24 protein-coding genes and 2 riboswitches are annotated in these 25,340 nt (G+C 40.7%); of the genes, 7 read left to right on the plus strand and 17 right to left on the minus strand.

Features of this window, described 5'->3' with window-relative positions; translation table 11 throughout:
- Positions 1-33 precede the first annotated feature (33 nt).
- Entirely contained in the window at positions 34-312 is a 279-nt protein-coding gene (locus tag MKY17_RS26100) for a hypothetical protein (protein WP_098371495.1), read from the plus strand.
- A 13-nt stretch (positions 313-325) separates the two neighbouring features.
- Positions 326-661 (plus strand): spore coat protein, encoded by a 336-nt coding sequence (locus MKY17_RS26105; RefSeq protein ID WP_095394034.1) that lies wholly within the window; start codon positions 326-328, stop codon positions 659-661.
- Positions 662-743: 82 nt separating this feature from the next.
- On the opposite strand, the gene MKY17_RS26110 is transcribed toward MKY17_RS26105, so the two are convergent.
- The 5 genes from MKY17_RS26110 to MKY17_RS26130 all read right to left on the minus strand — a co-directional run bounded on the left by MKY17_RS26110 (position 744) and on the right by MKY17_RS26130 (position 5,567).
- On the minus strand, positions 744-1,916 hold the full coding sequence (locus MKY17_RS26110; protein ID WP_098371496.1) for an FtsW/RodA/SpoVE family cell cycle protein: 1,173 nt from the start codon (positions 1,914-1,916) through the stop codon (positions 744-746).
- A 147-nt stretch (positions 1,917-2,063) separates the two neighbouring features.
- Positions 2,064-2,945, minus strand: coding sequence for a metal ABC transporter permease (locus MKY17_RS26115; protein WP_098371497.1), 882 nt, complete (start codon positions 2,943-2,945; stop codon positions 2,064-2,066).
- Positions 2,942-3,868, minus strand: a complete 927-nt coding sequence (locus tag MKY17_RS26120; RefSeq protein WP_098371498.1) for a metal ABC transporter permease — start codon at positions 3,866-3,868, stop codon at positions 2,942-2,944. The genes MKY17_RS26115 and MKY17_RS26120 overlap by 4 nt, the downstream gene beginning before the upstream one ends.
- Positions 3,869-3,875: 7 nt before the next feature.
- On the minus strand, positions 3,876-4,631 hold the full coding sequence (locus tag MKY17_RS26125; protein ID WP_076368189.1) for a metal ABC transporter ATP-binding protein: 756 nt from the start codon (positions 4,629-4,631) through the stop codon (positions 3,876-3,878).
- A gap of 12 nt (positions 4,632-4,643) precedes the next feature.
- The gene (locus MKY17_RS26130) at positions 4,644-5,567 is read right to left on the minus strand and encodes a zinc ABC transporter substrate-binding protein (protein WP_098371499.1); all 924 of its coding nucleotides are present in this window, start codon (positions 5,565-5,567) and stop codon (positions 4,644-4,646) included.
- Positions 5,568-6,276: 709 nt separating this feature from the next.
- Between MKY17_RS26130 and MKY17_RS26135 the strand changes: the two genes are divergently transcribed.
- Both MKY17_RS26135 and MKY17_RS26140 read left to right on the plus strand, forming a co-directional pair.
- Positions 6,277-7,239: a LacI family DNA-binding transcriptional regulator gene (locus MKY17_RS26135; RefSeq protein WP_098371500.1), complete on the plus strand. Its 963-nt coding sequence runs from the start codon at positions 6,277-6,279 to the stop codon at positions 7,237-7,239.
- Between the two features lie 252 nt (positions 7,240-7,491).
- A riboswitch (Lysine riboswitch) is annotated at positions 7,492-7,677 on the plus strand.
- 96 nt (positions 7,678-7,773) lie between these two features.
- Positions 7,774-9,225, plus strand: coding sequence for an amino acid permease (locus MKY17_RS26140; RefSeq protein WP_260397948.1), 1,452 nt, complete (start codon positions 7,774-7,776; stop codon positions 9,223-9,225).
- A 39-nt stretch (positions 9,226-9,264) separates the two neighbouring features.
- Here the strand turns inward: MKY17_RS26140 and MKY17_RS26145 are convergent, their stop codons facing one another.
- The 7 genes from MKY17_RS26145 to MKY17_RS26175 all read right to left on the minus strand — a co-directional run bounded on the left by MKY17_RS26145 (position 9,265) and on the right by MKY17_RS26175 (position 16,363).
- Positions 9,265-10,944, minus strand: coding sequence for an alpha-glucosidase (locus tag MKY17_RS26145; RefSeq protein ID WP_098371501.1), 1,680 nt, complete (start codon positions 10,942-10,944; stop codon positions 9,265-9,267).
- Between the two features lie 85 nt (positions 10,945-11,029).
- Positions 11,030-12,109 (minus strand): Ger(x)C family spore germination protein, encoded by a 1,080-nt coding sequence (locus tag MKY17_RS26150; protein WP_098371502.1) that lies wholly within the window; start codon positions 12,107-12,109, stop codon positions 11,030-11,032.
- Positions 12,106-13,206 (minus strand): GerAB/ArcD/ProY family transporter, encoded by a 1,101-nt coding sequence (locus tag MKY17_RS26155; protein ID WP_339201089.1) that lies wholly within the window; start codon positions 13,204-13,206, stop codon positions 12,106-12,108. The genes MKY17_RS26150 and MKY17_RS26155 overlap by 4 nt, the downstream gene beginning before the upstream one ends.
- 23 nt (positions 13,207-13,229) lie before the next feature.
- Positions 13,230-14,738 (minus strand): spore germination protein, encoded by a 1,509-nt coding sequence (locus MKY17_RS26160; protein WP_339201090.1) that lies wholly within the window; start codon positions 14,736-14,738, stop codon positions 13,230-13,232.
- Between the two features lie 162 nt (positions 14,739-14,900).
- Positions 14,901-15,473, minus strand: a complete 573-nt coding sequence (locus MKY17_RS26165) for a YhcN/YlaJ family sporulation lipoprotein (RefSeq protein WP_098371505.1) — start codon at positions 15,471-15,473, stop codon at positions 14,901-14,903.
- A 54-nt stretch (positions 15,474-15,527) separates the two neighbouring features.
- Positions 15,528-15,848, minus strand: coding sequence for a quaternary ammonium compound efflux SMR transporter SugE (gene sugE, locus MKY17_RS26170; protein WP_098371657.1), 321 nt, complete (start codon positions 15,846-15,848; stop codon positions 15,528-15,530).
- A gap of 47 nt (positions 15,849-15,895) precedes the next feature.
- A riboswitch (guanidine-I (ykkC/yxkD leader) is annotated at positions 15,896-15,994 on the minus strand.
- A gap of 39 nt (positions 15,995-16,033) precedes the next feature.
- Positions 16,034-16,363 carry a DUF948 domain-containing protein gene (locus MKY17_RS26175; protein ID WP_098371506.1) on the minus strand — a complete coding sequence of 110 codons (330 nt, stop codon included), beginning with the start codon at positions 16,361-16,363 and terminating at the stop codon, positions 16,034-16,036.
- 118 nt (positions 16,364-16,481) lie between these two features.
- Here MKY17_RS26175 and MKY17_RS26180 point away from each other — a divergent pair, with 118 nt between their 5' ends.
- A complete protein-coding gene (locus MKY17_RS26180) occupies positions 16,482-16,661 on the plus strand; it encodes a hypothetical protein (RefSeq protein WP_034310080.1) in 180 nt (59 codons plus the stop codon).
- A 486-nt stretch (positions 16,662-17,147) separates the two neighbouring features.
- A complete protein-coding gene (locus MKY17_RS26185; protein WP_098371507.1) occupies positions 17,148-17,768 on the plus strand; it encodes an RraA family protein in 621 nt (206 codons plus the stop codon).
- A gap of 60 nt (positions 17,769-17,828) precedes the next feature.
- Here the strand turns inward: MKY17_RS26185 and MKY17_RS26190 are convergent, their stop codons facing one another.
- The 5 genes from MKY17_RS26190 to MKY17_RS26210 form a co-directional block, all read right to left on the minus strand.
- Entirely contained in the window at positions 17,829-19,796 is a 1,968-nt protein-coding gene (locus MKY17_RS26190; RefSeq protein WP_098371508.1) for an LTA synthase family protein, read from the minus strand.
- A 1,068-nt stretch (positions 19,797-20,864) separates the two neighbouring features.
- Positions 20,865-21,812 (minus strand): siderophore ABC transporter substrate-binding protein, encoded by a 948-nt coding sequence (locus tag MKY17_RS26195; protein ID WP_098371509.1) that lies wholly within the window; start codon positions 21,810-21,812, stop codon positions 20,865-20,867.
- Positions 21,813-22,019: 207 nt separating this feature from the next.
- On the minus strand, positions 22,020-22,778 hold the full coding sequence (locus MKY17_RS26200) for an ABC transporter ATP-binding protein (RefSeq protein WP_098371510.1): 759 nt from the start codon (positions 22,776-22,778) through the stop codon (positions 22,020-22,022).
- Positions 22,772-23,719, minus strand: coding sequence for an iron chelate uptake ABC transporter family permease subunit (locus tag MKY17_RS26205; RefSeq protein ID WP_098371511.1), 948 nt, complete (start codon positions 23,717-23,719; stop codon positions 22,772-22,774). The genes MKY17_RS26200 and MKY17_RS26205 overlap by 7 nt, the downstream gene beginning before the upstream one ends.
- The gene (locus MKY17_RS26210) at positions 23,712-24,662 is read right to left on the minus strand and encodes an ABC transporter permease (RefSeq protein ID WP_098371512.1); all 951 of its coding nucleotides are present in this window, start codon (positions 24,660-24,662) and stop codon (positions 23,712-23,714) included. Before MKY17_RS26210 ends, MKY17_RS26205 begins: the two co-directional genes overlap by 8 nt.
- 264 nt (positions 24,663-24,926) lie before the next feature.
- Between MKY17_RS26210 and MKY17_RS26215 the strand changes: the two genes are divergently transcribed.
- The gene (locus MKY17_RS26215) at positions 24,927-25,268 is read left to right on the plus strand and encodes a DUF1450 domain-containing protein (protein WP_098371513.1); all 342 of its coding nucleotides are present in this window, start codon (positions 24,927-24,929) and stop codon (positions 25,266-25,268) included.
- The last annotated feature ends 72 nt before the right edge of the window (positions 25,269-25,340 follow it).

The following is a 25,340-nucleotide window of genomic DNA, read 5'->3' on the forward strand; positions in this document are numbered from 1 at the left end:
GCTCGTTTAAAGAACACTTAAGGAGGTAGAATGATGGAACAGCAAAATTCGTTTAACAGCCTACAGCAGTCCACCGGCTTTATGAAACAGCCGCCGGAAATGGTTTCGGTGAAAGATAGCTTATACTTAACGGATATGCTTGCATGGAATCTTAATGCGGTTAAAAAAGCACATTTTTTTGCCACTCAATGCAAGGACCCGCAAATCATTGATGCGTTAAATCGGTGCGGACTCATGCATCAACGCCATTACGATACCATTTTGAAACATTTGAACCCGGATCAAAACCAGGTTCAACAACAATACCAGTAAAGGAGGGTTCTTGATGCCCAATGAAAACAAAGTCCAAAACCCTGAATCTCCCGTGGCAAAGACACCGCAAATGAATGACAGGGATTTTATAAATGATATGCTCACAACTGAAAAGTACTTTTGTAACTCCCTTTCCGTTGCCCTGCATGAAATGAGTAACCAAGCATTATTCCAAGACATTTTCTCCGTTTCCAAAGAAAATCAGGAAATGCAGCGAGAACTCTATAACCTTATGTTCGAAAAAGGCTGGTATAGTTTAGAAAAGGCGCAAGCAACCAGCTTAGGCCAATCGTATCAACAATTTTCCGGTTATAAAAATCAATTTCCATCTGGAACGAACATTCAATAAGCAAACATTCAGGGGGGTGGATTCTGCTCCTTTTGTTTTTGTGCTACAAGTAAAGCCGGCCCATGGGGGGCCGGCTTTATTTTTAGATATCCGTTGAAAACATATACTTCTTATAGTGATACCGAATGCTGAATATTAAGCCCATGGCCATCATGTTCCCCATTAGCGAGCTTCCTCCATAACTGACAAATGGAAGCGGAATCCCCGTAATCGGCAAAAGGCCTACAGTCATGCCGATATTTTGAAAAACGTGGAACGTCAACATGCTTATAACGCCAACACAGATATATGTATAGAAGTTATTTTTCGTGTCCATTCCCGTTTTTGTTATATGGTAAATCAATAGGAAAAACAAGGAAATAATGATGCTTGATCCGATGAAGCCGAATTCTTCACCGATGATGCTGAAAATGAAATCCGAATGACTCTCAGGCAAATACACTTCCCTCGAACCGATTCCCTTGCCCGTTGTCTGACCGGAGCCGATGGCCAGTAAGGATCTGGTTAAGTGATATCCTTCGGAGCTGGCATAATTATATGGATCCAGCCAGGAATAGATACGGCCGAATTGATAGGATTTTACCCCTAGGTATTTTTCCAGGATTTCCGGCTTCCAAAGTACAAAGTACAGGACAGTGGAAGCGACGACAATTCCTCCCGAAACGATCGGCAGCAGGATCTTCCATGTTACCCCTGATATGAAAATCATTCCGAGCATGATTGACATGATAACAAGCGAGGTACCCAAATCCGGCTGTTGCATGATTAACAATAAGGGCGCACCGGTCACAAGACCGATTTTAATAAGCAGCCAGATATCCGTTTGAATCGTTTTCAGCGTGTTTTTGAGATGATGGTTCGATATGACATTGGCTAGAGCCAAAATCAGGAAAACCTTCATGAATTCCGATGGCTGAATCGAACCGATTCCCGGAATGACGAACCAGCTTCTTGCACCATTAATATTAGGTACGATGCTACTTGGCATAATGATCAGCAAAAATAGCAAAAATAATCCGAAGCCATAGGCATACCAAGAGATTTTTTTCAGTTGGTCCGAATCCAGTGTGATGAACCCTAATACGATTCCAATCCCCACTATATACCAAAAAATTTGTTTAATTAAGAAGTTTTCAGCGTACTGTCCAGTCGTTTGGGCACTATAGATTGCTAGGCAACTTCCAACGCATAATAACAGCAATATTGTGACCAAAGAAAAATCTATTCGAGATGAAAATTTATTTTGTTCTTCCATACTTAACTCTCCCTTAAAAAGGCTCCTGCGATACATCTATAAATACACTTATTCATTATACTTTAAACAAATAAAATCACAACTATATCGAAGAATTGTTTACAGGCTTCATGGAGTTATTTCCAAGAAGCCTGTAGGCAGGGGGAACTATGCATGTGATTCCTTTGATTTTCTCCGTTTCAGCAATCTGCTGACCAATCCATGGCTTGGGGAAAAGAGAAAGGCCAATCCGAATAATATGGCGGCCGATCCCACCATGCAACCTGATATCGAGGCATCCAAAATGGTGGCTGAATAGTAGCCGATGACGGAACTTAGCAACCCGACCCCGATACTGACCAATATCATGCGGCTTAAACGGTCTGAGAGCAGATAGGCCGTCGCCGCAGGTATGATGAGCATTCCAACTACTAAAATGGAACCTACACTATCAAAAGAAGCTACAGTTGTCAGTGAAATGAGGCTCATCAATAAGTAATGAAAGAACAGTACAGGAATTCCCATTGCAGCCGCAAGTGATGGATCAAATGACACGAGTTTAAACTGTTTGAAGAAAAGGAAGATCAGTATGAGGTTCAGGATAAAGCAGCTGCCGACAATCCAAACAGCTTTTGGTCCAGCTTCGATTCCCGCGATTGTCATCGTGTTCCAGGGAGTATAGGCTATTTCTCCATAAAGGACATGTTCCAGGTCAAAATCTATTTGTTGCGTATACAAGCTCACGAGTACGATCCCCGTTGCAAAAAGTGAAGTGAATACAATCCCGATCGCTGCGTCAGATTGAACGCCCGACGATTGGAAAAGCTGGATCAAGAATACGGTGAGCAAACCGAGCGCAGCTGCCCCTATCAGCATTGGAACAGAGTCACGAGTCCCGGTTATTAAAAATGCCAATACGATTCCCGGCAAAACGGAATGACTGATGGCATCCCCAATCAACGTCATTTTCCTGACTATCAAAAAGCATCCTAATACACTGCAAGCACTCGCCACCAATGCTCCGACTAAAATAATCCAAAAATCATTCATGATGAGTGGCTCCCTTTCCTTCTATTCTGTTCTAGAGAATATTTCTTTTTCGTCGATACCCTTCTCCATATAGATGAAAGCAGTCCGCGTTTAGGTGCAAAAAGCATGGAAAAGAAAAACCATACCGTCGCGGATAAGACAATTAACGGTCCTGTTGGCAAATCATTGACCGATGTACTGATCAACGTTCCAGACACACCGCTCAACATTCCGAATATACCAGACAGGATGACCATGATATGCAGCCGCTCAGTCCAATACCTCGCAGAAACCGCAGGCGTGATCAGTAAAGATGCCATCAATACGACGCCTACAGCCTGGATACCGATCACCACAGCTGCCACGATCAGCATCATGATGAAATAATCCAGAAAAACAACCGGCAATCCCATCCCCTTAGCAAACCCAGGGTCAAAGGAAAGTAATTTGAACTCTTTAAAAAATACGGTACAAGTGAAAATGAGAATAAAGGAAACCGTCATCATCATATATACATCTGACATGACCATTGACGCCGTCTGCCCAAATAAAAAAGTATCCAATCCACTCTGGTTTCCATACTCACTCTGCTGAATCTGTGTAAGCATGACAATTCCGAAGCCAAAGAAGGAAGATAAGACGATTCCCAAGGCCGCATCCTGCTTGATCTTACTGTATCTCGTTAGCACACTGATCAAGAAGACAGCCACTAAGCCAGCCAGGGCAGCACCTATTAGAAAGTAGGAAGTGGATTTCACTCCAGTTAACATAAAGGCGACACAGATACCGGGTAACGCTGCATGTGCGAGCGTGTCGCCAAGCAAAGACTGCTTTCTGAGGTAGGCAAAGCTGCCGATGACCCCGCTGCTTAATCCGAGGAACATCGTGCCAAGCAATATCCACCTTGTATTTGGATCAGTAATAATATCCAGTATGTTCATCATGTACACCTCATTTTAATAAAAGGCCGGACTTCGTGTCTGATAGTATCGCTAGGCGGCCTCCATATGTTGCCTGTAAGTGTTCGGGAATGAATACTTCCTCCGTCGGACCTATTTTCATCACCTTTTTATTCAATAACATCGTCCAGTCGAAATATTCCTTCACAGTGGATAGATCATGGTGCACAACCAGAACGGTTTTGCCTTTTTCCTTCAATTCCATCAGCAATTGTATGATTGCTTTCTCTGTTGCGGCATCCACCCCTACGAACGGTTCATCCATAAAATAAATATCCGCTTCCTGTGCCAATGCACGGGCCAGGAATATCCGTTGCTGCTGTCCACCTGATAGCTGGCTGATCTGACGGTTAGCGTATTCAGCCATCCCCACCTTTTCCAGGCACTCCATCCCCTTCTGCCTTTCGGACTTACCTGGTCGCTTCAGCCATCCGAGATGACCATATCTGCCCATCATCACGACATCGAGTGCGTTGGTCGGAAAATCCCAATCCACTGACTCCCGTTGTGGTACATAGCCGATACTCTTCCTCATCGATTTATAAGTAGAACCCTTTATTGTGATTTGCCCCGATATTTTGGGGATCAATTCGAGTATCCCCTTTATCAATGTGGACTTCCCTGCTCCATTGGGACCAATGATACCGATTAAATTCCCTTCCGGCACCTCAAATGAGACATCTTCGACAACCGGCTTCTTATGATAAGCAATCGTTAAATTCTCGACCTTCAAAGCTGCTAGATTCATAGTTTCTCCCCCTTATTTCAAAGCACGGACGATTGTGTCGGTATTATGACGGACCATTCCGATATACGTTCCTTCTTCCGTCCCTTTTTCACCCATGGCATCCGAGAACAATTCACCGCCGATTTCCACCTTGTGCCCCTGCTTACCTGCTCCTTGAATGACAGCCTCGATGGCCTTCCTTGGTACACTTGACTCAATGAAAATCGCTTTAATTTTGTTCTCCACAAGATAATTCCGCATGTCCGTCACATCTTTTGATCCATATTCCGATAATGTATTGATCCCTTGGAGACCTCTTACGTCAAGTCCGTAAGACTGACCGTAGTACCCAAAAGCATCATGTGCCGTAACGAGCACCCGTTGATCTTTTGGTATTTTATTAATTTCGTCTTGAACATATTTATCAAGTTCCTCCAATTGCAGGACGTACTCTTCATAATTTTCACGAAACTCTGCTTCATGGTCCGGATCATTGGCAATCAATTCTTTCTTAACTGCCTCCGCCGCAACGATCCAAAGCTTTACATCGAACCATACGTGGGGATCATGTTCCGTTGCACTCACTTTGCGAAGTTGGTTCTCCTTGAAGTCCTCCGTTACGGCAATCGTCGGTTTATCCTTGCTCATCATTTCAAATATATCCGTCATTTTCCCTTCAAGGTGCACACCGTTATAAAAAATCATATCAGCCGAATCCAGTTTCTTAACATCACCCTGCGTCGCTTTATATAGATGGGGGTCGACTCCCGGACCCATTAAACTGGTGACCTCGACATGTTTACCGCCGATATTCTCAACCAAATCTCCAATCATTCCCGTTGTTGCAACGACATTCAACTTACCATTGCCTTTATCACTTTCGACCGTATCATTGCCGCACCCCGTTAAAATCAGCAATGCAGCAAGCACGCTCCCAATAGATTTCAGAAAACCCATCCATATTCCCTCCCTTTTTCATCTTTCTAAAATAGTTTGCCATACGCAAAATTAAGTGTAAATTTTTTACATTGTCGTAAAGGCTAAAAAGTTTCCCGCGCACAACTTATTTTATACTATACACAAATATACAAAAAAAGTGAAACTATTTTTTCAAACATTTCAAAAAAGGACAATGACTTTTACACACAGCAAAAAACTGTCAGGAAGCTCCACTAGGGAGCTTCCTGACAGTCAGTCATTCCGTACATGAAACTAACGCTGAAGTTATATTATATTGTGGGGTCTTAATGGTGAATATAAACTATGGGGGCTATTTCGGGACGGTGTGAAATTCACGAGTAAATGCGCGGATTTTACGAGTAAAGTGCCAAAATTCACGAGTAAATGTGTGAATTTCACGAGTAAAGTGCCAAAATTCACGAGTAAACGCGGATTTCACGCATTCCATGTGCATTGCCACTCATTTTTTCAAGGAAATTGCCAAGTAAGCAAATCCCAATTCGATTCCGCAAAGCACAAAAAGGGTGATTAAAGTTTGGAACATCATGATCTCCTCCTCCTCTAAGACTTAAAACAATCTTAAAGGATGAAACCCATACCAGAACAAGACCTTATTTGAAGAAATCTTCAGCAGCCCCGCACTGTTCTCTTGCCCTGAAATGGGTTTCATACTGTACAATATAAAAAAAGAAAAAACGGTGATACCATGACAAATATTAAAGAAATAGCTCAATGTGCCGGTGTATCTGTCTCAACAGTGTCCCGTGTATTGAATGATCATCCATATGTAAGCCCCGATAAAAGAAAGAGCGTCTTAGAAGCCATCGATCGTTTGAATTATACGAGAAACATAAATGCCATTCATCTTTCTAAAGGTAAAACAAATCTTATCGGCATAATCATCCCCTTCAACAATCACCCATATTACGGGGCAATCGTTAACGGAATCACTAAACAGGCAAATGCAATTGGCTGTCATATCGTCATCTTTCAAACAAACTATGACAGAGAGAAAGAAATCGAGGCTTTTAATATGCTGCAAATGAAGCAGCTCGATGGCATTATCGTTTGTTCAAGGATTTCGGAAATGAAAATCCTTTTGGATTATCAAAAATACGGACCGATTATTTTATGTGAGGATACAGCCCAGGCTGAATTCTCATCCATCAGCATTGATCATTATGCAGCTTTCTCCTGTGCCCTTGAGTACGTGATTGCTAAAGGATATAAGAAAATCGGATACAGCCTCGGCCGTAAAAAGAGCAGAAATAGTTCCCATCGTACAAAGGCCTTTAACGATATCATGAGTAAACATCAACTGATAAACAATAAAGAATGGCTGTTTGAAGGCAGTTATCACATCAAAGACGGTGAACAATTGTTTCAGGAATGGAATTCGATGATAGATAAACCTGAAGCCATCATCATCACGAATGATGACACGGCGGCAGGCTTCATTCTTACCGCTAAGAAATCGGGTATAAGGGTCCCGGAAGATGTGGCCATTCTCGGTTTCAATAATGATAGCCTGAGTGAAATGCTCGACATCACGACCATTTCCTTACCGCTGGAATGGATTGGGAAAATGGCAGTGGACCTATTTGAGAATCCTGAAGTGGTCAAACATGTAAAACTGGACTACGCCCTTATAAAAAGGAGGACCGTTTAGTTATCACATTGCTTTATTTTGGTATATCGTCAATTAAAATCTTCCTTGCCCATCATTCATTAACTAGGAAAAAATAACCACATAAAATAATCATTGCGATATTCATGAGATTATTTTATAATTTTGATATAGTAAAGTTTACTCAATTACTAGCAATCTATTGCGATTGAATGAATTTCATGAGCACTATCGTCCGACGTCACTTACAAGCTGACGCAACGATTTTAGAAAATTGAATACTTCCTCATTTACCGATGAGTTAGAGGCTGCAGCTTATAAAAGTAAAACGGACGAGATTCTGGAAAATTCAAGACTCCGTTTGAAAGGATAAGTTGCCGAAGTTAGGGTATATTCCATGTATATTCTCGCTGGCGGTGTTACCGAACAGGAACACCACTGTCACGTTTTTTCAAAAAAGCGTGGGGAGCTATCTTCGGAAGGATAAACGGGTTTATTATAAACAGCCGTCGATCTTTTTCGACTGCTGTTTTTTTATTTTTCGTTCCCTTCCAATAAAAAGGAGTGTAACATCAATTGTCAAATTCACAATCACCATCAAGCCCTACTGAACTGAAAAGGAGCCTGAAAGCGCGTCATTTAATGATGATTTCATTAGGTGGAACGATTGGAACAGGTTTATTTTTAGCAAGTGGCGGGGCCATTCATTCAGCCGGTCCCGGCGGTGCTTTGGTGGCATACGCGGTCATCGGCATCATGGTTTATTACTTAATGACAAGTCTTGCAGAAATGGCAGCGTTCATGCCAGTGGCCGGTTCGTTCCGTGTCTATGCATCCAAATTCGTCGATCCGTCTTTCGGTTTTGCGATTGGTTGGAACTACTGGTATAACTGGGCAATCACCATTGCCGCTGAATTGGCTGCCGTTGTCTTAATTATGAAGTTCTGGTTCCCGGATAGCCCTTCATTTATCTGGAGTGCCATTGCGTTAATCACTATGTTTCTTATCAATTACATGTCAGTTAAAGGTTTCGGGGAAACAGAGTTCTGGTTTGCCATGATCAAAGTCGTGACAGTCATCATTTTCTTGATCACGGGTGTTCTGATCATTCTCGGAATCATGGGTGGGAAAGACCCAATTGGTTTTTCCAATTTCACAATGGGCGAAGGTCCCTTTAACGGAGGGTTCTTCACGATCCTGGGCGTATTCATGGCTGCCGGCTTTTCATTCCAAGGAACGGAATTGCTTGGAGTGACTGCTGGTGAAAGTGAGGATCCAGAAAAAAATATCCCAAAAGCGATCAGATCCGTTTTCTGGCGCATCATCTTATTCTATATCCTTGCCATTTTTGTAATTGGAATGATCATTCCGTTTACCGATTCACGTTTATTGAGTGAAGATGTTGCCGTAAGTCCATTCACGCTTGTATTTGAACGGGCCGGCCTTGCATTTGCTGCATCCATCATGAACGCGATCATTCTATCATCCGTACTCTCTGCCGGTAACTCTGGCATGTACGCTTCAACCCGTATGCTATGGGACTTGGCACGTGATGGGAAAGCACCGAAATTCCTAGGCAAGTTAGATAAAAGAGGGGTACCCGTGAATGCACTTATCGTGACTTCTTTAGTAGGCTGCGTTGCATTCTTAGCTTCATTTTTCGGTGATGGCGTCGTTTATATCTGGTTATTGAACGCTTCAGGCATGGCGGGATTCGTCACCTGGGTCGGGATTGCGATTGCCCATTATCGGTTCCGCAAAGCTTACGTAGCTCAAGGCCTTGATATGAATGATTTACCATTCCGGGCAAAAGGCTTCCCATTCGGGCCTATATTCGCACTTGTCCTTTGTATTATCATTATCATCGGACAAGGCTATCAAGCTTTCAGCAGCGATGGGATCGACTGGAATTCAATGTTTGTTTCCTACATTGGCTTAATTTTATTTTTCGTCCTTTGGTTCGGCTATAAAATCAAGCATAAAACGAAAATCATTCCCCTAGAGGAATGTGACCTTAAATCAAAATAATACACAAAGGACCTGTTCTAAGGAGAACAGGTCCTTTTTTCATTTCAAATGATAAACACGGCATTCATATGGACGCAGAGGTTTGCTGGAGATTCCTTCTTCCTCCTGCCCATAATTGCCGATCAGCCTTGTGGCTGAATATGCATGCAGTTCTTCAGGCAAAGTATAGGAGGCCTGCTCTTCTCTAAAGTTGCATAGAACCAAAAGCCTTTCATCTTCAAACGATCTCGTGTAGGCAAATATTCGTTCATCATCCGGCCATAGCAGTTCAAAACGGCCATAAACGACGACTTCATGTTTCTTGCGTAATTGGATAAGCTTTTTATAAAAATGAAAAATGGAATTCGGATCATTATAGGCTTTTTCTGCATTAATCACGGGGAAATTGGGATTAACCTTAATCCAAGGCGTCCCTTTCGTGAATCCCGCGTTCCGGGAGTCATTCCACTGAATCGGTGTCCTCGCATTATCCCTGCTGCGGGCGTGGATGGCTGACATCATCCGCTCTTTTGACCAGCCATGTGAATTGACGAGTTCGTCATATGAATTCAATGTTTCGATATCCCGGTAATCATCGATGCTTTCAAATGCAACATTGGTCATGCCCAGCTCTTCCCCTTGATATATATAAGGTGTCCCTTGAAGCATATGAAGACAAGCTGCAAGCATCTTTGCGCTTTCAATACGATACTTTCCATCATTACCAAACCTTGAGACAATCCGGGGCTGATCATGATTGTTCCAGTATAAACTGTTCCAGCCATCCCCCTCCAAACCAGTCTGCCACTTGGAAAGAATTCGCTTTAAATCGGTAAGCTTCCACTTATCATTACTCCATTTCCCTGCTGGTCCGCTCCCCAAATCCATATGTTCGAATTGAAAGACCATATGTAGCTCACCACGATCTTTACCTGTGAACAATTGCGCCTCCTCCGGTGTGACGCCTGGCATCTCCCCAACCGTAATCACGTCATGTCCAGAAAGTGTCCGTTGATTGATTTCCTGCAAAAACTCATGTATGCGCGGGCCATTCAGGAAAAAGGGGCTTCCATCGCCATGCTGTTTCTCATGATGAACGGCTCCATCTGAATAGCTTTGATCTTTCGAAAGGAAGTTGATGACATCCATCCGGAAGCCATCGACACCCTTATCCAGCCACCAAGTCATGATGCTGTAGATCTCTTCACGGAGCTTAGGGTTCTCCCAGTTTAAATCCGGTTGTTTCCTGCTGAATAAATGTAAATAATATTCATCGGTTCCCTCATCATATTCCCATGCTGAACCTTTAAAAATGGACTCCCAATTATTCGGTTCTTTTCCATTCCTGCCAGGTTTCCAAATATAATAATCACGTTTCGGATTATCTTTTGAAGATCGTGATTCCTTGAACCAAGGGTGTTCATCTGAAGAATGGTTGACCACCAGGTCCATCATGACCTTCATTCCACGTTCATGAACCGCCTTCAACAACCTATCGAAATCGGACATGGTCCCGAATTCAGTCATGATTGATTTATAATCACTGATATCGTACCCATTGTCATCATTGGGAGATTGATAAACAGGGGATAGCCATATCACGTTCACACCCAGCTCTTGTAAATAATCGAGTTTCATCAAGATCCCGTTTATATCCCCTATCCCATCTCCATCACTATCCATAAAACTCCTTGGATACACTTGATACACAACTGCCTCTTTCCACCATGCTTTGTCCATGTCTTTCCCCCTCTTTAGCCGCATTGATATAATCATTACACCAATACCCCTATTATAAAAGGGGAAACTTCAGAATATTCTACTTTTATTCAGCTATTCCCGTTTGAATCATTTCAATATCAAGATCCACCTCGATTGGAATATAGGGATATGCCTTCTCCCAATGCCTCTGATCGAAATTTCTTGTTTTACTTTTAGCGTAATCACCGATTGCAATCGGATCGATATTGTTCTCCTGAAACATGGTCACCATCTCATTTAATTTTTCCCCAATGACATGCTCGGCCCTGGCCTCTATTTTATTCAGGTCGACCGCTTTGCCCAAGTCATAGCCTTGGACCTCCAGCAGACTCGCTTTTAATTTCACTTCAATCCTGACCTTGGGGTCTTGGTTTGCATCCGAAATATGATAATGGACACGTGACTCCACGTTATTAATATCTGTAAAGTCATTTTCCTTCCATTTAATTTCATAACTCCCCATCTTAAAGTTTTCAGTAAGGACTTTAAATAAAAATCCGTCCTCATAAGGAATATATTTACCAATATAACGATCCTTTTTAAACAAGGCGATCCCTTTTACCCGTATTTGATCCCCTGCCGTTTCCAATAAGGGCAAGACCGGGTCGATACCTTTACCATGACACGCATATAAATACCTGTGAAGATCCACATCAGGCAAATTAGTCCTTATATTCTGTTCGATCAGCTCTTTCACTTGAACCCCTGGAGTTTTAATCAACTTCGGCTCCATTTTAACTACATCCTCCGCCTTGCCATGAACGACCGCTAAATACAAATCCCTTCCCACCATTGGGTCACGCCTATATGTATCGACATAATCATTCAACCCCTTGCCTGCCAATTCTTCACCATAGAGAATGACCGTCAGTCTCCCACCGGCAATCGGGAACGGTGTTTTTGCATTTTCCTGCTGGCGGGCTGCCTTTATATCATTGGAGACCGCTTCATATACTTCTTTACCTAGATTTGCTTCCTCCCCAGGCTGAGGAACGCTGACAACGACCGTACCTTTGGTTTTTTTGTCTTCGGCATCATAACCTACGACTTCAGCAATTAAAATATCTTCTAATATTTGCTTTTCCACGCCGCAAGCCGTCATCAAGAAACCTGCCAATGTTATTAGGAGAAGTCGGATTTTCATGATTTATGCCCCCTGACTTTATAGACAATCGACTGCCATATGAATAAGAGAGGAAGATACAAATAAACGATATAAAACCCAATTTCCGAACTTATCGTGTTAAACTTATCGATTCTATAGCGGTTATCCAAAAAAATGCAGGAAACTAAAATGATTAGCAGAATGAAGACCAACATCTTTTTCTGCCTTAGTCCAAATACTCTTTTTGCTGTCCTGCTCGCTGCCCAAACCCCTATGCAAACATTCGGCAGCACCATGAACAGCCAAACGGAAATCCCTATGTATTCGAACCTTTCAATGAATGGAAGGTCTACAATTTTCCATAAAGTTAAAGTGGCCCATATTACATCTTTCAGTTGATCTTGATGATAGTAGGCTAATGAAACAATGATGGATACTAAATATATCGCCATAGTAAACACCGCCCCTAAATGGGCCCACTTTTGAGATTTTTCACGGTTTTTAATGAAAGGGTAATAAATGAGGAGTAATTCAAAACCAAGGTAATTCAAGGTCATTTTCTTACAGGCCTTCATGATTTCCATAAAGGAATGATCAAGAAAAGGACCCAAATTTTCAAAGTGGGCGTACTTCAATGGGAAATAATTCAAAAGGAATAATGGCGATCCGATAATAAGCCCGATTATGCATAAACCGGTGATGACTCTGAACCCTCCCTCCACAAAACTATACACGAGAATAAGAATGACGGTTATTAGCATCAGGACATTGACACCAGGGAACATCCAAACCTGAATGACTTCTAAATAAGTCCTGATAAGAATGATGGAGATCATTATTAAGTAGAGGATGAATAAAATATTGAAAACATTTCCGACCCATTTACCGAACAAATCCTTGTGGATGGCGACCAAATCAAGTGTTTGGGGACCCCTGCCTAAAAGCTTGAAACACATCCAAAGCAGAACATTTATGATCAACCCTGATATGAGGACAGATAACCATGCGTCTTGACCAGCCTCTTTCGCTATGACCCGTTCAAACCCCAATATCCCTACCCCAATCTGCATGCCGGGCATAAGGAAAAAAACAAAAAATGGAGATATTAGTTTAGTTTCATTTGGTTTGACTTCCATACCTTCTCACCGCTTTCTATACCTTATTCATCTATATCACTATGGGAGTTTCGCTTTTCCGCCTCCTTCCTTATCCTTACTGGATTTTCTGTCCGCAGAAATTGCGGGCGATTTTTCTGCTTTGAAAAAGGGAGGCGAATGAGACTATCTTTAAAGTCATGAATTCTTAACGGATAAAGCGGGTCTAAATAAGGACTGCCAAGCGAAGTCAATTTCAATAAATGACTTAAAATGAATGCACTGCATAATGCTATTCCAAACAGACCGTATAACTGGGCTGCAATTAGAAAAGGGAAGCGGATAAGGCGGATGGTATTACTGATTTGGTAAATCGGCACCGTAAATGAAGCCAAGGCAGCCAAAGCGACAAGCATCAATAAGACATTACTGACAAATCCAGCTTCCACGGCGGCTGTACCAATGACTATACCGCCAACAATGCCAATGGTGGAGCCCACCTTAGCAGGCAGCCTGACCGCTGCTTCCCTCAGCAATTCAATCGTCCCTTCCAGCAAGATAGCTTCCAAGATCGGCGGAAAGGGGATCACTCCCCTGGATGAAATTAAGATTGGCAGCAAATCCGTTGGAATCACTTGATAATGATAGGTTAAAACGGCAACATACAGAGGTGAAGATAAAACGGAAAACAGCACTGCGAAAAGCCGAATCAAACGGAATGAGGTGCCAAGATTCCAAATTTGAAAATAATCCTCAAATGACGAAAAGAACGAAATGATGGTATTGGGACCAACTAATGCATGTGGAGATCCATCCAGCAAGATCCCAATTTTCCCTTCCGATAATACACTGGCCAGATGATCAGGCCGCTCCGTATCAATCAGTTGCGGAAACATCGAATTCCGATTATCCGTGATCATCTGGCTTACAAACGAAATATCGACGATCGTATCATACTCTATATCATCTATCCTCTGCATGACTGTATTAACGTTCTGTTGATTTACTACCCCATCTATGTAGAGTACCGCTAACCTTGTTTGTGAAATGCTACCGACCCTGAATTCCTTGGACTGCAATTCAGGAGTGGGCAACCGGTTACGGATCAGATTCAAATTCGAATCAAGCGATTCAACAAAGGCCTCCTTGGACCCAACGACCGTATACTCCGACTCAGGTGTGGAAATTTGCCTTTTCACACTGTGAACACATGGAATCAGCAAACACATTTCATCATCTTGCTTGTATTGAACCATGATTGATCCTGCCAAAACCAACCTTTGAATGTCTTTTAGATCAGCCGTCAATTTCATATCTTCCATCGGAATATCGCCTTTTAATTGCTTAAGATCCTTCTTTGGTTGATTCGACATGACAGCCAATACTTGTTCATGAAGCTGTTGTACACTAACCAGTGAATTGAAGTAGGAAATAGTATAGCCATCATCACTCGGGAATTGGAAGGTAAGAAAATCATTAGATGCTTTAAACTTTTTAAGGAGTTCCTGAAAATCCCTGGAAGTAACCTGAAAGGATGCTGCATCCATTTCCCTCCTGCCCTTAAAAAACCTCACCATCCCACCCCCATTTCCTTCTTAAAGTTTTTAGTTCATTCGATTATTGTAACCACCCTATTTAAAGTTAGTCATGATCCACCGATATCTTCAAAATTGGAAAAGACCTATCCGGAATCCACCGGATAAGCCTTTACGTCTTAATTCTTTAATGATTACCAATTACCTTGGACTTGGGAAAATGCGTGTTACTAGTTCACGGAACTCTTTAGCAAATCCTGCAACGGGTTTTCCATTCTGAATATCATTCGCATACCCTTTCATTCTTTGAACAAAGTCCGGGTTTGTCGACACATAAACTTGGTCTACCGATGGATCGGCTCCCCTTACTGCATCAGCAATCCTTTCTTTAAGGTCATTGGAGATATCCTTATCTCCGCCGTCTTTCAATACTGCCGCTACATAGGCATTATTTTCAGTAACGATGACACTTGCGTTACTTACTTCCTTCAAGGCTTCGACTCGATTTGAGATATCCTTGGAGACCCTCATATCATTTATTCCATTACCGTTATCATTATTGTTATTAATATCATTATTGTTATTAATATCATTATTGTTATTAATATCATTAACATTTTGCCTTGTGTCGCTTACTTTCATCGGATTATCTAAATTATCTTGATGAGTACGATTCAGGCCAAGATTTTCACTGGCACCTTCTTTATCATTAGGAGAACAACCTGTAATCACTAATGCCATCATCGCACTTGATACTATCGCTTTATAATTCATGTTCTTCACTCCTCTAAAATCGTTTAACATTACTATTTACGAGGAGTGAATAGATTATTCAGAAGAAGTGACCTTCAAGCCGATAATCCCCACCAAAATTAAACCGACGAATACCAAACGCATCGCATCCTTAGGCTCGTTAAATACGATGATGCCAACCAGAACTGCCCCCAGAGCCCCTATTCCAGTCCAAATTGCATACGCTGTTCCCATAGGCAGGGTTTTTATCGCCGATGATAAAAAATAAAAACTAATGACCATACCGGCAATCGTTATGATAGAAGGCAATAATTTCGTAAAACCCTCAGTATACTTTAAACTTGTCGCCCATACCACTTCAAATAATCCGGCAATCACCAATTGAATCCAAGCCATCTTTTTCCCTCCAATTACAGAAAAAGCCCGAAAGGTCATAAATCATAACCTCCCGGGCTTTTTTCCCTCCGTGTACGCAGATTCCTGCGCGTTTCTCTTGGACCATTCCGGTAAAATCCAACCGAGGAACCCTAGAAACTATTATTTCCATACTATATCATGTACATTTTAAATCGGTCAAACACTTATGCATCGCTTCTGTTTCTAAGCTTCCACTTGTCACCTTTTATTGAAAACCAAATATTTTTAAAGGGTTCAGGTATTTCTTTAGCCGCATCAACCGTATATTGTACGGCCTCTTTTTTATATTGAACATCTTCAGTGATTTCTTGCTGTGTCATGGCGAGTTGGTCCGTCTCCGATTTAATCTGGTCCGTTTTGGCCTGGATGCGTGTAACGGTTTCAGTCACATTTTCAATTGTCGGTTTGGAATCCTTAAATGTTTTAAAAGCAAAAAACGCTAAATAGATAATCGATCCGATAAAGAGGGCAAGACTAATATATACAATGATCACCTAGATTCCTCCTTTTATTTTACCTTTACTATACCCGTAATAATTGGGCAGAAAACGAATCCCCATGTATTTTCTTTTATGCCTGGTCATATTATTGATAGAAAAAGGAGGAATGAAAATGAATCAAATGCCTCTGCTTAAAGCCTGTTTTAAAGCTGGAATACACTTCATTAGACATATGACCATACAGCAGGCTGCAACTATTGCAGGAATCATTTTTTTAATCATTCATCCAGAAGTTTTCAGCCCCCTTTGGCTTACATTGGCAACCTCCGTCTTGATTCTGCTCCTGCTTTGAAGATTATTAGTGACCTCCCGCACACTGGTTCACTAACACCCTCATCCAAATCAGGAAAACACCGAGGATATGCAACAACATTCTTCTCTTGATCTTAGAAGAATGTTCATGCACGGATCAAACTGCCATGGAGACTCGAACATTAATATGACCCCTTCTATGCTTACTATCATATGAAGTACATACGGTGGAAATCACTATTTCCATTAACACCTTATATCCACTCTTCTGAAATTATGGCATTGAATTAAAAATGTGTACACTGGGATCTCAAACTCTTCATAATGATGAACTATTAAAGTTTAATCAATCGATTGATTAAAAAGGAATTTGACTTGAACCCCCTTGTGACAGCAGAACTTCCCTCCCCTTCATATATTGATTACACTACATTTACCATTTTATCAAACGGAAAACTATTAGAAAATTACAAAATTTGTGTATAATTAGGCTATATTCATTAACTCTTAAGGAGGAATCATAATCATGGATACTCTCATTCAACAGTTCAGGAATTTGCCCACCACGGCGATTTCTGATGCAATGGAAGGGTTGAGCAATCTGGCATCAGCGATTAAACCCTTAAAGGAAGAATTTCATATGGCTGGACGAGCTTTGACTGTACAGATGCCCGTTGGTGATAATTCAGCCGTGTTAAAAGCAATCGGACAAGCAAGGCCTGGGGATATAATAGTCGTTGACAGCAAAGGTGATACATACCGGGCTATAGCAGGAGACTTCGTTGTCGGCATGATGCAGACCATGGAAATTGGCGGCCTCGTAGTAGATGGAGTCATTCGCGATCTTGAAGCCATTAAAGAGATGAATTTCCCTGTCTTCAGCAAAGGGACGACGGTTGCCTCAAGCGGCAAGGCAGGTGTAGGAGAAACCAATATCCCCATTTCCTGTGGGGGCGTCACAGTTTTTCCAGGGGACATTATCATAGGGGACATAGATGGAGTCGTGGTCGTGCCACAAGCCATGGGTGAAGAAATCCTTACCAAAGCAAAGGATAAAATCATGAAAGATGAACAGCGTGCTGAAAAATATGCAGGGAAGCCTGATGAAATAAGAAAGTATATTGCCATGATGACCAATAAAGCATGATCTAACGCATAAAAAAACAGGCAGGAAGCGATGGCTTCCTGCCTGTTCTTTTCATTAGCCTTATTTATCGGTCTTGTCTTCCTTTGAACCTTCTTCATCATATGTGTAATCATAATCAGTAGGGTCTATCGGTTTAAAACCATTTGGAGTATAGAAACGGAGTAAGTCACCGTTCACTACTTGGTCGGATAAATTGAGCATCGTTTCAGCTCTCTTTTTAAAATTGAGGATGTCATCATTTTCCTCGACCAATTCCCCTGTTTTAGTATCGTAGTATTTACCTTTAATGGAAGTGACATCTGGTGTGACAAAATCACCATTCCTGAAAGGTACTACTTCATTATGATCTTTTGACAATAAATCGGAACCGAATTGTACATAATCTTTAGATTCGATTCCTAACAGATGCAATAAAGTCGGGAGAAGGTCGATTTGTCCTCCGTATTGGTGCATTTCCCCGCCTTCAACACCTGGAACATGGATCAATAATGGTACACGTTGCAATTGGGCATTCTCAAATGCTCCAACATCCTTGCCAAGCACTTTTGACATGGCTTCTTTATGGTTTTCGGAAATACCATAGTGATCACCATACATAACGATTACCGAGTTATCATATAGACCAGATTCCTTCAGATAATCGAAAAACTCTTTAAGCGCCTCATCGGCATAGCGTGCAGTCTGGAAGTAATTATCAACCGAAGCATCGCCTGTCGTTTGTTTACCGATTGTTGCTTTTTCCTGGTCCATCGCATATGGGAAATGATGAGATACTGTTATGAATTTTGTATAGAAAGGCTGTTTAAGCGTTTCTAACATAGGAATCGATTCTTTAAAGAAAGGCTTATCCATTAATCCATAACTTAGTACTTCCTCTTTATTTTCCATATTATAATGGTTTGCATCGAAGAACTGATTAAAACCAAGAGACTTATACATATTGTCCCGGTTCCAGAAAGATTTGTAATTACCATGGAACACAGCAGATGTGTATCCTTGTTGTCCTAAAATCGCTGGTGCTGCTTGATACGTATTTTGGGATCTGTTTGTGAATGCTGCCCCCTGTGGTAAACCGAACAGGGAATTTTCAAGCATGAATTCTGCATCAGCCGTTTTACCTTGGCCTACTTGATGGAAGAAATTATCAAAGTGCATGAAATCTGATTTATCATGTGCAAGTGAGTTTAGAAATGGAGTTACTTCTTCCCCATTCAATTTATAATCGATCAAGAAATTCTGCATGGATTCCAAATGCAGGTAGATGACATTCTTACCTTTGGCTGCACCAAAATATTCAGGGTTCGGTTCAGCGCTTGTTGCCTTCGTATAGTTGACGACTTCAGCGATATCGGTGCTGTTTGCAGTCGCACGCTGAGCGTATGTTTTAGTATTCTGAACGGCATCATAAACCGTATAGTTGAACATGCCCAAATATTTGACGATATAGTTCCGGTCGAATGTTCTTGATAATAATTGCGGGCGATCCTTTTCAGCAAGTCCCAAATTGATTGCGAAAATTGCAAGTCCCGCTAGGTAAACCATTCCAACTGTACGGCGTTTGACTTTGAAGTCTTCCACTTTAAAGCCTTTGAATCTGTACAACACGATCAAAAGAACCGTATCAAGGAAATAAAATACATCATGGCCTTTAAATAATTCTAAAATACTCGGCCCCAAATCCCCGGCATTTTGCACTTGCGTCAAGGTTGGCAATGTAATGAAATCGGTAAATGACCGATAGTATACAATATTGAAGAATAACCATAAGGACATCAATAGGTTCAACCTGATGATCCATTTAAACGATTTTTTTCCTCTAGCCAATAGTGCCAAGCCAAAGAATAAAATGGCTGAACTAATCGGGTTTATGAACAGTAAGAACTGTTGCAGGCCATTTTCAATACCTAAGTTAAATTCAACTCGATATCCAATATAAGTTTTTATCGTAAACAAGACTACCGCAATAAAGAAAAAGCCTAGTATGTTATCTGCAAATAAATGCCGGCTTTTTTTAAGAAAATTATTCATGCTTTCACCTCTATTAATCTAGTGGTTTATTTATATAAATTTTTACAAACTTACAAAAGACGGAAAATCGGAAACCCTATAATAGCATTCTTTCACTTGGATAGTCAAGATTGTGAAAACCACCTTTTGTCACATCCATAACTCTTATATCCAGAACACTTCTTTAGCTTATGAACAAGCCTTTGAAAAAATAACAGAGTTTCGCCCGTCTTGAATGTTCAGCGCACCTATAACAAATATATAGGAACTCCATGTCTTAATCCAATAAATATCACCGTAACTTTTTGGGGTGACTGCGGGTGACAGTCACTAATTAGTTTCACGTCCTTCAGGCTTTTACCATTATAAACGAAGCTTTATAAAAAAACCAGTACATTACAAAATATGTAAAGATATAAATCTTCAATTATTTAAAGCTATAGATATATCCAGGATTTCTTTCCCGATAATTCGACAGTTAAAAATGGATAGCCGGTTACATGGATGCATCTCTCCTCCTCACTTTTGATACCCCATCCAAAATCCGTGCCTGCAAAAGTTTGACCCGTTTATCATTGCGTCCTGCCACCCTAAAATCCCATAAACTAACAAATGGATTTCGCGTAATATCGACATCATTCCCCTCCGGCATATTTAATTAGCTTTTTTCAAATAATTTTCCTGTAAGTGATGATTATATTGTATTTATATTTTTACTTTCCAGGATTATTTTTATCATCCATAAAAGATTCAATTTACCAAAGTTCACTTAAATTACAATTTTAAAACCCCTTCTTGAACCGGAAAGGAGCAAATGACATTATAATAGGAAGAAACTGAATTTTTCCATATTGGCTGATGGGTTATTTTCTTACGATAGCAGCCCATATGATCATAGCAGCGGTAACAGGTTTGAACCTAGGTCTTGTCTTTTCCATTCGCCTTAATGGGGGTTGTGGCGCCTTATAAGCTTACCTGTGTTTTGCAAGTCATCTTTTCGTCCCCTTTGTTAGTATATTTGTTTCATCCAGCTTTATTATAAAAAATAAAAATCCTGCCCTCGATCGAGGACAGGATTCCTTATTTATATTACTTAATGCCTTCTGAAATTTCTTTAACCATAGCGTCAACAGATTCTAAACCGCCGCCTGATAAGTACCAGTAGTTAGGGTCTAGATAAATGATGTTACCTTCTTTAAATGCTTTTGTATTTTTTACAATGTCATTTTCAATAGTATCTTTTGCTGCAACTCCATCACCGGCAACCGCATCTCTATCTACAACGAATAGGTAGTCAGGATTCTTTTCAGCGATGTATTCGAAAGAAATACTTTGACCATGTGTCGATACTTCCAATTTATCATCTACTGCAGGTACTCCGAATACATCATGGATGATTCCAAATCTTGAATCCGGTCCGTAAGCACTTACTTTTCCACCGCTTGAAAGAACGATTAAACCAGTTTTGTCAGTTGGGGCTTTTTCTTTCAAAGCATTAATGTTTTCTTCAACACTTGCCAATTCTTTAGCTGCTTCGTCTTTTTTATCGAAGATTTTACCCAAAAGTGTTACGTTTTCTTCAAAGGATTCCATATACTTTGTTGTATCTACACCCACAAAAACAGTAGGAGCAATTTTGCTTAATTCTTCATATGCTTCAGATTGACGGCCAGAAATAAGGATTAAGTCAGGAGCAATTTCGTTGATTTTTTCGAAGTCAGGCTCTTTTAATCCGCCTGCATTTTCAGTTGTACCTTTATATTTAGAAAGGTATTTTGGAAGGCCATCATGAGGAACAGCTGCCACTTCCACACCCAATTTATCAAGAGTATCAAGTGCACCCATATCGAATACAACGACTTTTTCAGGGTTTGTTTTTACTTTCGTTTCTCCTAGTTGGTGCTTAACTGTAATTTCTTCGCTTTTAGCATTTTCTTTTTTCGCGCTTGATTCTTCTTTTTCCTTATCTGATCCACAAGCTACAGCCACTACAGCCAGCATTGCAACCAAAAGCAGTAAAGATAATTTCTTAATCATTATGGTCACCTCGAAAAATTTTTTTATTTAAAATTACATATTGAATCCTCACCTTCACAGAGTTCACCTTCATCACTTTCCCTGCCATATGAACAGGAGGCGGCTAAAGTCTTGGGCGCCCGCCAACTCTTAACAGCCTAATGAGCGTTTGAGATATTCTGGGACGGCTACGAATACTGAAGTAATTTAAAACCAAATGGAATTGTCTTAAGTGAAGTACACACAGATCTTATTGTCATTGATATTTTGGATTTCAATATCCATATCATAGATTTCCTTTAATACATTGGAATTGATGACTTGCTCGGTAGGTCCATTATGAACAACCTTGCCATCCTTCAATGCGACAATATAGTCGGAATAACAGGATGCAAAATTAATGTCATGAATGACGATGATGACCGTTTTCCCTAATTCATCGGCCAACCTCCTCAATACCTTCATGATTTGGACGGAATGCTTCATATCAAGATTGTTCAGGGGTTCATCAAGTAGTACATACTCCGTGTTCTGAGCAATAACCATGGCAATGAAGGCCCTCTGTTGCTGCCCGCCGCTAAGCTGGTCAAGAAACTTATCCTGCATGTCGGCAAGTTCCATATATTCAATCGCTTCATCGACGTATTTCCAATCCTCTTTGGTCAGCTTTCCTTGTGAATAAGGAAAACGGCCAAAGGCGACGAGTTCACGAATCGTTAAACGGATATTGATGTGGTTAGCCTGCTTTAAGATGGCAATCTTCTTCGCAAGTTCATTGCTATTGAATTTCCCCATATCCTTACCATCGATCAGGACTTCTCCCGAATCCCGGGTAATGAGACGGCTGATCATCGAAAGGACGGTACTTTTCCCCGCTCCATTGGGACCGATGAAGGATGTGATTTTGCCTTTCATTATTTCAATGGAAACATCCTCGACAACCGTTTTACTATTATATTTTTTGAATAAATTTTTCACTTCTACCATGATTTATTCTCCTTTAATAGAAGATAGATGAAATAGACACCGCCGACAAAGTTGATGATGACACTCAATGTGGTAGTGAACGTAAAGATCCTCTCCACAATGAATTGGCCGCCGACCAGGGCAATCACACTGATCAGCATTGCACCCGGGATGATATGTTTATGCTGATAGGACTTAATGAATTGATAAGCCACATTTGCAACAAGCAATCCGAGGAACGTGATCGGACCGATCAGGGCAGTCGAAATGGAGATTAAAACCGTAACGACGATTAAAACCCGCTTCGTGACAAAATCATAATCCACACCCAAGTTTATGGCTTGGTCCCTCCCTAGGGACATGACATCTAAATACTTCAAAAATCTCATGAAATATATGATTGCCGCTATCATGAGGATAATAGCTAAAGTTAACAGGTCCGTGTTGACATTATTGAAGCTGGCGAACATTTTATTTTGAATGATTTGAAATTCATTCGGGTCAATCAATACCTGCATGAATGAAGACATGCTGCCGAATAAGGTTCCGAAGATGATACCGATCAGCAATAGGAAGTAAATATTGCGGTTTTTTTTGAACATGAACTTGAACAGCAGGCTGGAAAAAATAAGCATGGCCGCAAGTGTAATCAGGAAATTGAGATTTTTATTCACGATCATGATATGCGTTGAACCGAAGAGGAAAATCACTCCCGTTTGGATCAGCATATACATGGAGTCCAACCCTAAAATGCTTGGTGTCAGGATTTTATTATTCGTGACCGTCTGGAAAATCACTGTTGAAAAAGCTATTGCACAACCAACCACGATGATGGCGATGATTTTTATAACCCTTCTCGGCAGTGCATAATCCCAATTCGGGCCAAGGTCCCAAAAGATATAACCTGCCGTTAAAGCTGCTGCAAGAACAGCCAATATAATGATTCTACTTTTATTATTCATATGCCTTTCTCCTCAGTATCAGATAGATAAATACGGCGCTTCCTATCACACCAACCACGAGTCCGATCGGGATTTCAAATGGATATATGAGGATCCTGCCCAGAATATCGCAGATCAATAGGAATACTGCCCCTAGTAATGCTGTATGAGAAAGACTCTTTTTCAAATTGTCACCAAGGTAAAGGGATACAATATTTGGTACGATCAATCCTATGAAAGGAATCGTTCCCACCGTTAACAAAACGACAGTGGAGGATAATGCCACGATGATCAACCCAAAATTGACTATAAGCTTATAATTGAGTCCTAGATTGATAGCAAACTCCTCACCCATCCCTGCCACAGTGAATTTATTGGCAAAGAAGTATGCGAGAATGACCAGAGGGATACTTACATATATAAGTTCGTACCTTCCCGACATGATCATCGAGAAATCCCCATTCATCCAAGTGTTGAGGCTTTGAATCAAATCATATTTATAGGCAAAGAAAGTCGAGATGGATCCGACGATATTACCAAACATCAAACCAACCAATGGAATGAAAATCGTATCCTTATATTTCACTCGATCAAGAATTTTCATGAACAAGAATGTACCTGCCAAAGCGAATATGAAAGCGAATGCCATTTTCTCAATAAGTGCTGCCGATGGAAAAATGATAATGGCAAGAAGAAGTCCAAGCCTTGCAGAATCCATGGTTCCGGCAGTCGTCGGGGATACAAATTTATTGCGGCTCAATTGCTGCATGATCAGACCGCTTATACTCATCACAATACCGGAAATGACTATGGTCACCATTCTGGGGAAACGGCTTTGCAGCATGATTTGCACTTTATCATCACTTAGATCCAATAAATCCAGGGGGGTAATATCCTTTACACCAATGAATAATGACGTAAATGATAAAACAATTAATGCCATGACTAAATATCTTATCTTCATCTACATTTCCTACTCTTCCTATCTCAGTTAATACAGCGATAATATTTTTAATTAAAGATATTTGAATACAGACTATCGCAAAGTCACCTATTGAAGCGGAAATCATGAAGTTGCAATAGTTACAAAGTTCTTCCATTCGTGATAATGAGATTCATTATCATTAATTCTTATTCTATCATTTCTCAGACATGTGTCAATATATACAAGGGAATTACTTTGATATTCTCCGAATAGTCATATTGTCATGAATTTGGGTGAACAATCATGCATTTCGTTACAGGAAATGATAAAATCAAAATAACAAATATTTACTCTTCCAATGAAAGAAGCGATATGATGAAAAACTTGCTATCCAAAGTGTTCTTAAAAAAGGCGAAAATCCAGATTGAATTTTGCCAAAATAATCTTGACCGCTTCCTTAATGAACAAACAGTTGCTGATTATGGTAAGTTCTTAGCGAATCCAAGGATTCAATATAAGGAATATGAATGTTTGAGTGAGTGTAAACTTTGTAAGAAAACCCCCTATGCGAAAGTGAACGGCCAGATAATGAGTGGCGAAGATTCACAGGACCTTTTAAATAAGTTACATGATGAATTGAAATGATACGGGCCAAGCAAATTGCTTGATCCGTATCATTTTGACTTTCCACCTGTAATTATACAGAATACAGGTGAT

Origin of the sequence: Peribacillus sp. FSL P2-0133 (assembly GCF_037975445.1) — a bacterium.
GTDB classification, from domain to species: Bacteria; Bacillota; Bacilli; order Bacillales; family DSM-1321; genus Peribacillus; species Peribacillus simplex_E.